Below are 11,443 nucleotides of genomic sequence, written 5' to 3' on the forward strand. Positions count from 1 at the left end.
GACATTGCCGACTACATCGTCGGCTTCTACAACAGTGTGCGGCTGCACTCCACACTGGGCAACTTGCCACCCAATGCCTTCGAGCAGAAATCGGCAATCAATCAACCTATCGATGTGTCCGAAATAACTTGACCAGGACACGCGCTTTAACCCCAGCAGGATGTTAAAAGGCAGTTGTTTAAGTGCCCTCAAAAACTGGAGCAACCCAACGTCCCGTTTTGCCATGTGCATCCCAATCGATCCGATGACGAGCACCATGCTCGCCCTTTGATTAGGGTTATACCTTACGGCAAAGGGGGTGGAAATTTACCGAGGGGACCGAAAGACCGCTTGTGGCCCGCAGCGGCGTATGGAGAGGCTGCGTCATTCTGCTAAATGGTCGAGCTACAAATTCGCTCACCATCTGCTTTGAATGTTCTGCAAATTATCTTGTTTACTGAGTCTTGGTAACCGTCGCATTCGGTGACGCTGGCTTTATCGGGGCCGCGGTAATCGGAATGAGTGCGCCATTTTTTCAATACGTCCTTTGCTGCAGTCTGGAAAGACAGAGGTTGGTAACGTGCTGGGGGGGGGGCTCGCCCGGCGGCATCACGGAAACCATGGGTTGCTTATCCGTCACGGTAGGCACTGTGGATTGCGCAAGGGTGAAAGCGGGCACAAGTGCCATCAAGGAAAAGAGCAATCTGCGTCGGGTGCCAGGCCCGCGGAGTCTGTTTCTACGCCCGGCACGGTAGAGAACACATGCTCCGCCGTGGGGCTGCGCAATCGGTTGCGGCTGCAGATGAAGAGTACGCGTGGCATGGCGGAAATTACTTCCAAAATTTAAACAAAAAGAGCTGGTAGCGTAGATGCTATCTACGCTACCAGCTCTTATTACGATAGCGCCTTGCTTTGCGGTGCCGGGGGCAGCTGCGCGGGTGCTGGGGCCGGTTTCCCCCGCAGCTTCGCGCCCATGCGCCTGAACCAGTGCTCCAGATCGTCGATGTAGGTAAACACCGCGGGCACCACCAGCAAACTCAGCACCGTAGAGGTGATGAGCCCGCCGATCACCGCCACCGACATCGGGCTGCGGAAACTGGAATCCGCCGCGCCCCAGCCCAGCGCAATCGGCAGCATGCCTGCGCCCATGGCCATGGTGGTCATGATGATGGGGCGGGCGCGTTTGTGGCAGGCGTCCAGCAGGGCTTCGACACGGGTCATCCCATGGTCTCTGCGGGCCACGATGGCGTACTCCACCAGCAAAATGGAGTTCTTGGTGGCAATGCCCATGAGCATGATCAGGCCGATCAGCGAGGGCATGGAGAAGCTCTTTTGCGCGATCAGCAGGCCCACAAAGGCTCCGCCCAGCGCCAGCGGCAGCGCGCACAGGATGGTGACAGGGTGCAAGAAGTCTTTGAACAGCAGCACCAGCACGATGTAGATGCACAGCACGCCGGTGAGCATGGCCAGGCCAAAGCTGGCAAACAGCTCGCCCATCACCTCGGCATCGCCAATTTCCACCACCTTCACGCCGGGCGGCAGCTGGGCCATGGCGGGCAGTTTGTCCACCGCTGCTTTCACATCGCCCAGCGGCAGGCCCGAGAGCTCGATCTCGAAGTTGACGTTGCGGGTGCGGTCGTAGCGGCTGATGACGGCGGGGCCGCCGTTGGTCTCCAGCGTGGCCACCTGGCCCAGCATCACCGGGCCCTTGCTTCCCGGCACGGCCAGGCGTTCCAGTACGCTGAGGTCTTTGCGGGCTGCGTCGTCGAGCTTGACGACGATGGGCACCTGGCGCTGCGACAGGTTCAGCTTGGGCAGCGCAATATCGTAGTCGCCCAGCGTGGCGATGCGCAGCGTCTCGCCGATGGCGCTGCTGGTCACGCCCAGGTCGGCGGCGCGGGCAAAGTCGGGCCGCACCGCGATCTCGGGCCGGATCAGGCTGGCGCTGGACGCCACGCTGCCCAGCCCGGGGATGGTGCGCAGGTCTTTTTCTACCGCCTGCGCGGCGGCCTGCAGGGCGACCGGGTCTTCACCGGTGAGCACCAGCACGTATTTTTCGCCCGAGCCGCCCAGGCCGACCTTGCTGCGCACGCCGGGCAGGGATTCCAGCGCGGTGCGGATGTTGTTCTCGATGCCCTGTTTGCGGGGGCGCTGGCCGCGGTCGCTGAGCAGAATCGTCAGCGTGGCCTTGCGCGCCTCAGCGGCACCGGCCGGGGCAAACGGGTCGCTGCCTGCGCTGCCGCCGCCGATGGTGGTGTAGATGCTTTTGACGTGCTCTACTTTTGCAATCAGCGTGCGCGCCTGCTCGGCAGACACTTTGGTTTGCGCCAGGGTGGAGCCGGGCGGCAGCTCGATGTACACCTGGGTTTGCGAGTTGTCGTCGGGCGGGATGAAGCCGGTGGGCAGCAGCGGAATCAGCGCGATGGAGCCAAAGAAAAACACCGTGGCCCCCACCATGGTCAGCACCCGGTGCTTCAGGCACCAGGTGGCCCAGCGCATGTACACGCGCATCCAGCCCGCGTCTTTCTCGGCCCCGACGATGGGCTTCAAGATGTAGGCCGCCATCATGGGCGTGAGTACCCGCGCCACGATCAGCGATGCCACCACCGCCAGCGAGGCGGTCCAGCCAAACTGCTTGAAGAACTTGCCCGGGATGCCGCTCATGAAGGCGGTGGGCAAAAACACCGACACCAGGGTGAAGGTGGTGGCCACCACGGCCAGGCCGATCTCGTCCGCCGCCTCCATGGCCGCCTGGTACGGGGTTTTGCCCATGCGCAGATGCCGCACGATGTTTTCCACCTCCACAATCGCGTCGTCCACCAGGATGCCCACCACCAGCGACAGCGCCAGCAGCGTGATCACGTTGATCGAAAAGCCCAGGAACTGCATGCCGATGAAGGCCGGAATCACCGACAGCGGCAGCGCCACCGCCGACACAAAAGTCGCCCGCCAGTCGCGCAAAAACAGCCACACCACGGCCACCGCCAGGATCGCGCCCTCGTACAGCAGGTGCATGGAGCCGGTGTATTCCTCTTCCACCGGGGTCACAAAGTTGAAGGACTCGGTGAGCTCCATGTCGGGGTGCTGCAGCTTCATCTCGGCCAGCGCCTTTTGCACCGCCGCGCCCACCGCCACCTCGCTCTCGCCGCGGCTGCGCGACACCTCAAAGCCCACCACCGGCTGGCCGTTGAGCAGGGCCGCAGAGCGTTGCTCGGCCACCGTGTCCGTCACGGTAGCCACCTGGTCGAGCCGGATGCGGCGGCCATCGCTGAGTGCCAGTTGCAGCTGGCCCAACTCCTGGGCGGTTTGCACCGTGGCCAGGGTGCGCACGGGTTGCTCGCCCACGCCCAGGTCGGCGCGGCCCCCGGCGCTGTCGAGCTGGACCAGGCGCAGCTGGCGCGAGATGTCGGCGGCGGTGGCCCCCAGCGCCTGCAGTTTGAGCGGGTCCAGCGCCACCTGTACCTCGCGGGTCACGCCGCCTACGCGGCTCACCGCCCCTACGCCGCGCACCGCCAGCAGCTTGCGGGTGATGTCGTTGTCTACAAACCAGGACAGCGCCTCGGCATCCAGCTTGGTCGAGCGGATGGTGAAGGCCAGCACCGGCTGGGCCGCCATGTCTACCTTGTTGACGATGGGGTCGCGCACGTCGCCCGGCAGGTCGCTGCGCACGCGGGCCACGGCGGACCGCACATCGTCCACCGCCTCCTGCACCGGCTTTTCCAGCCGGAATTCTGCGGTGACCGAGACGCTGCCGTCTTGCACCGAGGTGTAGATGTGCTTGAGGCCCTGCACGGTGGCGATGGAGTTTTCCAGCTTGCGCGCCACCTCGGTTTCGAGCTGGGCCGGGGCTGCGCCGGGCAGGCTGGCGGTAACGATGACGGTGGGCAGGTCGATGTCGGGGAAGTTCTGCACCTTCATGGCGTTGAAGGACAGCAGCCCGGCAAACGTCAGCAGCACAAACAGCATCACCGCCGGAATGGGGTTCTTGATGGACCAGGAGGAAACGTTCATGGTCTGCTCTTTATTTGCTAGCTGCTGGTGTAGGTGCTATCTGCGCTGAAGGTACATTTGGCTTTGAATTCTCGACCACGCGCACCCGATCACCGTCGTTCAGGAAACCCGCGCCGCTGGCCACCAGCACGGCATCCGGCTCCAGCGGGCTGGTGATCTCCAGCCGGTCGCCCAGCTGCCGCCCGGTTTGCACCTTGACCTGGGCCACGCGCTGGTCTTTGCCCACGCGGTAGACAAAGCTGAAGGCATCGCGCACCACCACGGCGGTTTGCGGCACGGTCAGCGCGGTGGTCTGGCCCAGCGCGAAGGCACCGCTGGCAAACATACCGGGCTTGAGGCTGGAGGCGGGCAAATCCACATACACCAGCCCCATGCGGGTTTGCGGGTCTACTGTGGGGGCCACCATGCGCACCTTGCCTTGCACCGGCGTGCCCTGGGCGGTGCGTACCTGGGCGGTGGTGCCCACCTTGATGCGCTCCAGCTCGGCGGCGGTGACCTCGGCGCGCCACTCCAGCCGCCCCCCGCGCACCATGCGGAACAGCTCGGTGCCGCTGCCCAGCACCGCGCCCACGGTGGCGCTGCGGGCGCTGATGACCCCAAAGTCGGGGGCGCGCACCTGGGTGTGCTGCAGGCGCTGCTGCTGCACCACCAGCGTGGCCTTGGCGGCGGCCACGCGGGCCTTGGCGACCTGCTCTGTCGTCTGGTACTGGGTGATTTGCTGCTCGCTCAGGGCCCCGGTGGTTTGCAGGGTGCGGGCGCGGGCGGCGTTGCCGCTGGCATCCTGGGCGTTGGCCTGGGCTTCCAGCAGGTTGGCCTGGGCCTGGGCCACGTCGGCCTGCACGCTCTCGGCGGCAAAGGTGGCCAGCACCTGCCCGGCACGCACCACATCGCCCACGTTGGCGCGCACCTCCAGCAGGCGCAGGCCGCTGGCCTCGCTGCCGATACTGGCTTCTTGCCAGGCCGCCACGTTGCCGTTGGCGCTGAGCTGCAGCGGCCAAGCCAGGGCCTGTGGCTGCACCGTGGTGACGCTGAGCGCGGGTTTGGGCTGGGCCTGGGGTTTTTCATCCGCCGCTTGGGAATTTAAGGAAAAAAGGCCTGCAGCGCAGATAGACAGTGCGCAAGCAGCTGCGAAAACGATAGCGTTGGGTTTGAAAATCATGCGGTGTGTCCAGGGTCGTGTCAGGGCTATTGCGCGGTGGTTGCGGTGCTGGCGGTGGTGTTGGCATCGGGGCCGGACCAGCCGCCGCCGACGGCGCGGTACAGGGCCACCCAGGCCAGCAGGCGCTCACGCTGCAGGGCGATGACATTGGTGTCGGCGGCCAGGGCGGTGCGGCGCGCGTCTTCGAGTTCGGGCAGGCTGGCCACGCCGGCCTTGTAGCGCGCCTGGGTGGCGTCATACGACGCTTGGTAGCCGGCGGCAGCGGTCTGGGTGTCGGCCATGCGGTCGTCGCTGCTGCGCAGATTCACCAGGGCTTCCTCCACCTCGCGCACGGCCTGGCGCACCTTGGCCTGGTACAGGGCCACGGCCTCGGTGTAGCGGGCCTGGGCGGCGTCGATGTTTGCATTTTGTTGTCCGCCGTCGAACACGGGCAGAGATACCGTCAGTGGTCCGATGGACCAGCTTGCAAAATCGTCATTGCCTGCGGTGGAGCGGTAGCGCATGGCTCCGATGGAGCCATTCAAGCTGAGGCTTGGGTAGCGCTGGCCCTGGGCGTTGCCTACGTCGAAGCTGGTGGCGGCCACGTCGCGCTCGGCGCTGAACACATCGGGCCGCTGGGCCAGTGCCTGGGCTGGGATGGATGCTATTGAAAAAATAGCTATTTGCGCAGAAGGTGCGGGCGCTGTAGCCAGTTTTTGTGCCAACTCCGCCTCAGGCAGCGCGGTCAGCGCCACCATGGCTTTCAGGTACAGATCGCACTGCGTGAGCTGCTGATTCAGCCGGTTATTGGCCTCAGCGGCACTGGCGCGGGCCAGTGCGTCCACCGCTGGTGCGGTGAAGCCGGCACGGGTGCTCAAGCCCGACAGGCGGGCCGTCTCTTGGCGCGAGCGGGCGTCTTCGCCGGCCAGGCCGCGCAGCAGGGCGCAGGCACGCACGTTGACGTACTGGTTGGCCACCTCGGCGGCGACGGATACGCGGGCGTCATGCCACAGCGCCTGGGCGCCCTGTTGGCGCGCCTGGGCGGCGTTCAGCGCGGCACGCTGGGTGCCGAATAGGTCGATCTCCCAAGCCGCCTGCAGGTCGCCCTGTACCAGCGTGGCGGCGGGCGAAAGGGGCTTGGTGGCGCTGCGGCTGGCGTTGACTGTGGTATTCACGCTGGGACCAAGCGCGGCATCGGCGCCTACCGTGCTGGCGCGGGCCTGGGCAATTCGCGATGCGGCGGAGGCCACTGACGGGCTGACATTCTGAGCTGCCTCGATTAATTGCACCAGCAGCGGGTCGTTCAGCCGCGTCCACCAGCTGGACAAGTCGCCCAATTGCCCGCGGTGCGGCAGCGGGGCCTGCCATTGCGCAGGGGCCTGGGCCGCTACATGGGTCGGTGGCGGCGCTATGGCACAGCCCATCAGCCATAGCGGCAGCGTGCACAGAATAGACCAACGGGGAAGATGCATGCGGGAGGCTCCTTGCGGTTTGGGGCGGACGTATCGTGTTGCGCTGACTCGGGCCTGCGCATGGGGAGGGATGCTTGTCCCCTATTGGGGCGAAGCCGCTTACCAGGTGTGGCAGGTCGTTTATGGGTGAAAATCAAGAGCGCAATGGTGCCCGCCGCTGGAACTACGCCAAAGCGTAGGGCCATCCACACCCCACGGGGCTAGATCACGCCGCTTTCAGCACCAGGACTGCGTTGCTGCCACCAAACGCAAAGGAATTGGACAGCGCAACCTGGAGTTTGACGCCTGCACGGCCCGTGCCGCACACATGGTCCAATCCGGCGCAGGCGGGATCGATCTGGTCCAGATGCGCCGTGGGCGGTACGTTTTGGGTCTGCAGTGCCAATGCAGTAGCCATGATTTCGATGGCGCCGGCCGCCCCCAGCAGGTGGCCATGCATGGACTTGGTCGCGCTTACGAGGGTGTTCGGCGCGTGTGCGCCGAGCAATGTCCGCAAAGCCGCGATTTCCACCGGGTCGCCGTCTAGCGTGGCGGTGCCATGCGCATTGACGTACTGTACGTCTTCGGGGTTCACGCTGGCATCCCGCAAGGCTTGGCGCAAAGCGCGCAATTGGCCTTGGGCGTCGGGTGTCGTCAGGTGCATGTGGTCGCAACTACTGCCGTATCCAGCTATCTCGGCATAAATGCGGGCACTGCGACGGTGTGCATGTTCCCAGTCTTCCAGGATCAAGGCCGCCGATCCTTCCCCTAGAACCAAACCCTGCCGGCCGGCGTGGAAGGGACGGCAACTGGCCTCGGGCCGCGTACCCGCGGGTGCCATGATCTTCATGGACTCCCAGGCCTTCACTATGCCAAACGGCATGGCCGCTTCGGCACCACCGGCCACGGCAATATCTGCTTGTCCCGATTGCACGCGCCGAAACGCCTCGCCCACTGCGACGGCCGAGGAGGCACAGGCGACGGAGTACGTCAGGCAATCGCCACCCAAGCCCAATTGCAGGGCAATATGCGAAGCCGCCGCGTTGTGCATGCCGAGGACAACGGACAGCGGTGAAATGCGCGGACGTTGTTTGACAAAGAGATCGTGGTAGCTACGCTCGGTGGTGTTGGTGCCGCCGCCGCCCGTGCCCCAAAGCACGCAGGCACTATCACGCTGCGCAGTGTCCAATCCCTCCAGTTGCGCATCATGCCAAGCCGATATGGCTGCTACAGCACTCAGCTGGCTGACGCGCTCCATAGTGGCCAAGCGGCTGCGCCCCAGCACCGCGGTAGGATCGAAATCCACGCATAAGGCAAACGGCACCGCAGTGGCGTAAGGCGCTTCGCCAATATCGTGCAAGGCGATGTCGGAAACGCCATTGCACCAGGCTTCAAATGCTGCCGCAGGGGATTGGCCCCGGCTTGAAACCAGACCCAGGCCGGTAATGGCAACTCGGCGCTTCATAGGGTTTTTTTGCTGCCGTCCTCGTTGAGGTACGGCTCTAACATGCTTACCAGATCTGACACGCTCTGTGGCAGGCTAGGCGTTTCGGGAATGGTGGTTTCCAGCCAGTCTTCTAGCTCGAAAAGCAACTCGGCCGTGGTCAATGAATCCACCTGGATATCTGCCAACAGCGTCTCCATTCCAATTGCTTCTGCGGGTGAATCGGTGTAGCGCTCCAAGGAACTGCGAACAATGTTCAGCGCGTGCATTTCTTTTTCCGTCATCTAGCAATTCCTCTGCGGCCGTCCAACGCTGGTCGAACACCGGGCGTTTTTGGCGTGTTATCGATTTGATCGATTTTCCTGGTGTCCGAAACGAACTGCAATATCTCTGAGAGTACGCGCTCTTTTTCCCTATCTATGCTGATCATATGATAGCTATCGTTGAGTAACACGCAGCGTATGACGGACGATTGGACGCGCGAGGCCACTTCGTAGCTACTGCGCGGTGTTGCACACTCGTCTTCCTTGGCGTGGATCAGCAAAACTGGGCAGGTGATATCGGGCAGGACTTTGCGGGTCAGCGCAATCAGCTCTCGGGCCTTTAGGAGTTCACTTACATGCAGAACCGAGGCGCCCGCATCCGACTTGCCAGCCTCTTCCATTTGGCGCGCTATCCAGGCGCGCATGCGCTCGTCCTTCAATCCAAAAGGCTCGCCTTCCTTGATCTTGATCCTGGGTGCAAAAGGGACATAGCGGGCTAAGGGCAACAGCGCCGTGTACCAAGGATTTGCCCAGCCGTCATAGTGAAGTGCGGTTGACAGTGCCAGCACGGAAGACAACTGGTTCGAACGTAATGCTGCAACCTTCAATGCCATGACCGACCCTAAACACAGGCCACCCAGAGACACGGTTTCGCATTCGGCTAGCAGTACGTCCAGATTTTGGAGCGCGGTGTCCAGCCACTGTGCTACGGATTGTGGGTGCTCACCCAGCAGGCCATACGTATAGCCGTGTATCACGGGGACTCGTACCGTGTAGCCTGCGCGTTGCAGGCCTCGGGCAATAAACTGCAGCTCTAGTGGACTGCTGCTGAGGCCGTGCAAGAGGAGCACTCCATGCGATCCTCCCTTGAAGTGCAACGTTTTGGGCTGCGCCGGTTTGGACGCGATGGCTGCAGGCGGTAGATTATTTTGCAAAAGGGTCAAATTCAAGTGGACTGGGCGGCGCATAGCCCGGGACTAACAGTTTGCACACCGTAATTTCTGCCCTGATGACCGCTCTAAATGCTTAGATTTTAAGCGATCGTAGGTTTTGCTGGAGTGACTAGTGCCCAGATCGAGTACCCCAAGATCCGGCACCGTGAGGCCAATGCTGGTGCGCGTATAGGACATATCTAGCAATTTGTTGGCATAGCGTGCGTGGATATGTCGCGCGACTTTCGCACGCTGCGGTCTTCATACGGCACTAGCCTTAGCCAAACACCGCATGCCACAGCGCTAGCACCGCGTCGCACTCGGCCTGCAGCGGTTCGGGGGCTACCTGGGTGGGGGTTTCGTTCAGCCGCGCGTGGTGCTGCACCTTGCGCAGCACGCGGTAGGCATTGGCGGCGGCCGTGCCCACGCCTGGGGGCAGCAGGCCGCAGGCTTCAGCGCGTTGCAGCAGAGCGATATTGCCCACGTTGTCCTGCAGCGCGGGGTGTTGGGTCGCATGGGCCAGCACCAGGTACTGCACGGCGAATTCCGCGTCCACCATGGCGCCGGTGCTGTGCTTCACGTCAAAAGCTTCGCCGCGCACCGGGTGGGCGGCGCGCACCTTGTTGCGCATGGCGACGATCTCGGCCTGCAGGGCGGGCAGGTCGCGCGGGGCGGTGATGACGTTTTGCCGCACGCCGTCAAAGCGTTGGCCCATGTCGTCCGGGCCCAGCACGTAGCGGGCGCGGGTCATGGCCTGGTGCTCCCAGGTCCAGGCGGTGTTGCTGCCCCGGCCTTCCTGGTAGCTGGCGTAGGCGTTCAGGGTGGTTACCAGCATGCCGGAGTTGCCGTTGGGGCGCAGGGCGGTGTCGATCTCGAACAGGTCGCCCTCGGCGGTTTTCACGCTCAGCCAGTTGATGAGCTTGCGCACCAGCTGGGCGTAGACCTCGGGGGCGCGTTCGTCTTCGTCCTCGTACACAAACACGATGTCCAGGTCGCTGCCGTAGCCCAGCTCCTTGCCGCCCAGCTTGCCGTAGCCGATGACGGCAAAGCGCGGTTCGTCCAGGTGGTGGGTGGGCAGGCGCTGCCAGCACCAGCGGGCGGTGACGCGCAGCACCACGTCGGCCAGCGCGCTCAGGTCGTCGGCCACCTGCTCCACGCTGATGCGGCCTTCCACATCGCGCGCCAGGGTGCGGAACAGCTCGGCGTGGTGGGCGCGGCGCAGCAGGTTGAGCAGGGTTTCTTCGTCGTCTTCCTGGGTGATGCGCAGCGAGTTGCGGCGGGCTTCCAGCTCGGCCTCCAGCGCGGCGGGGTCGAAGCGCTCGGCCAGCATGGTCTCGGCGGCCAGCTCGTCGATCACGCCAGGGTGCTGTTGCAGGTAGCGGGCCGGCCATTTGGCGGTGGCCAGCAGGCGCAGCAGGCGCTGGTGCACCGAGGGGCGCTCCAGCAGCAGGGCCAGGTAGTGGTCGCGGCGCAGCAGGGGTTCGATCCAGTCCATCCAGCGCAGTACGCCGTCCAGGCTGGTGCTGCCCTCACCGAGCCAGCCGAGGGTGCGCTGCACCAGCCGCGACAGCCGGGCGCTGGACACGTCGCTCAGCGCTTGCACGCGGGCGTGGGTGGACCAGCGCAGCAGGCGGGCTTTCAGGGGTTCGTCCAGGCGCTCGGCCAGGGTGGCCAGGTCGGGTACACCCGACAGGTCGCCCGGCCCGGCATAGCCCGCCTTGGCGGTTTTGCCGTTGCAGCCCTTGCATTCTTTTTTGCCGCCCAGCAGGGTGTCGAACTCTTGCGCCACCAGTTCGCGGTGGGTGTCCAGCTCGGTCAGAAAGGCGCAGCAGTCGGGGTAGCCCATGCTGTGGGCGATCCAGGCCAGGTCGGCATCGATGGTGGGCAGCACATGGGTTTGCTGGTCGTCCAGGTACTGGATGCGGTGCTCGACCCGGCGCAGAAAGGTGTAGGCCCGGGCCAGTGCATCGGCGGTGACCTGGGGCATCAGCCCGGCGCGGGCCAGGCGCTGCAGTGCGTCCAGCGTGGGGCGGGTGCGCAGCTCGGGAAACTGGCCGCCGCGCACCACTTGCAGCAGCTGCACGGTGAATTCGATCTCGCGGATGCCGCCGCGCGACAGCTTGACATCGTTGGCCCGCTCGGGGCGGCCCGCACTGCGCTTGGCCGAATGGTCGCGGATCTGCTGGTGCAGATTACGCAGCGCGTCGAACACGCCGTAATCCAGG

Annotated in this window: 7 protein-coding genes and 1 pseudogene; all 8 read right to left on the reverse strand. The window is 64.3% G+C overall.

Features of this window, described 5'->3' with window-relative positions; all coding sequences use genetic code 11:
* Nucleotides 1–681: 681 nt before the first annotated feature.
* A pseudogene (locus Q0T48_RS16610) lies at nt 682–801 on the reverse strand (phosphotyrosine protein phosphatase); the annotation flags it as partial.
* Between the two features lie 72 nt (nt 802–873).
* Entirely contained in the window at nt 874–3,990 is a 3,117-nt protein-coding gene (locus Q0T48_RS16615) for an efflux RND transporter permease subunit (RefSeq protein WP_295958384.1), read from the reverse strand.
* A gap of 10 nt (nt 3,991–4,000) precedes the next feature.
* A complete protein-coding gene (locus tag Q0T48_RS16620) occupies nt 4,001–5,149 on the reverse strand; it encodes an efflux RND transporter periplasmic adaptor subunit (protein WP_295958387.1) in 1,149 nt (382 codons plus the stop codon).
* Between the two features lie 26 nt (nt 5,150–5,175).
* Nucleotides 5,176–6,600, reverse strand: a complete 1,425-nt coding sequence (locus tag Q0T48_RS16625; protein WP_295958391.1) for an efflux transporter outer membrane subunit — start codon at nt 6,598–6,600, stop codon at nt 5,176–5,178.
* A gap of 205 nt (nt 6,601–6,805) precedes the next feature.
* Complete coding sequence (locus Q0T48_RS16630) at nt 6,806–8,044, reverse strand: beta-ketoacyl-[acyl-carrier-protein] synthase family protein (RefSeq protein WP_295958394.1); 1,239 nt, start codon at nt 8,042–8,044, stop codon at nt 6,806–6,808.
* Nucleotides 8,041–8,307: a phosphopantetheine-binding protein gene (locus tag Q0T48_RS16635; protein WP_295958397.1), complete on the reverse strand. Its 267-nt coding sequence runs from the start codon at nt 8,305–8,307 to the stop codon at nt 8,041–8,043. The genes Q0T48_RS16630 and Q0T48_RS16635 overlap by 4 nt, the downstream gene beginning before the upstream one ends.
* Nucleotides 8,304–9,236 (reverse strand): alpha/beta fold hydrolase, encoded by a 933-nt coding sequence (locus Q0T48_RS16640; RefSeq protein WP_295958400.1) that lies wholly within the window; start codon nt 9,234–9,236, stop codon nt 8,304–8,306. Before Q0T48_RS16640 ends, Q0T48_RS16635 begins: the two co-directional genes overlap by 4 nt.
* A gap of 259 nt (nt 9,237–9,495) precedes the next feature.
* Nucleotides 9,496–11,443 (reverse strand): bifunctional [glutamate--ammonia ligase]-adenylyl-L-tyrosine phosphorylase/[glutamate--ammonia-ligase] adenylyltransferase (gene glnE / locus Q0T48_RS16645; protein WP_295958403.1); only part of this gene is annotated, 1,948 nt, incomplete at its 5' end.

Source organism: Rhodoferax sp. (assembly GCF_025354435.1).
Classification (GTDB): Bacteria; Pseudomonadota; Gammaproteobacteria; order Burkholderiales; family Burkholderiaceae_C; genus Rhodoferax_B.

What these genes read in the sequence shown, in the direction of transcription:
- Q0T48_RS16615 (WP_295958384.1), bottom strand. Translation starts at nt 3,990, where the DNA reads ATGAACGTTTCCTCCTGGTCCATCAAGAACCCCATTCCGGCGGTGATG.
- Q0T48_RS16635 (WP_295958397.1), bottom strand. Translation starts at nt 8,307, where the DNA reads ATGACGGAAAAAGAAATGCACGCGCTGAACATTGTTCGCAGTTCCTTG.
- Q0T48_RS16625 (WP_295958391.1), bottom strand. Translation starts at nt 6,600, where the DNA reads ATGCATCTTCCCCGTTGGTCTATTCTGTGCACGCTGCCGCTATGGCTG.
- Q0T48_RS16630 (WP_295958394.1), bottom strand. Translation starts at nt 8,044, where the DNA reads ATGAAGCGCCGAGTTGCCATTACCGGCCTGGGTCTGGTTTCAAGCCGG.
- Q0T48_RS16620 (WP_295958387.1), bottom strand. Translation starts at nt 5,149, where the DNA reads ATGATTTTCAAACCCAACGCTATCGTTTTCGCAGCTGCTTGCGCACTG.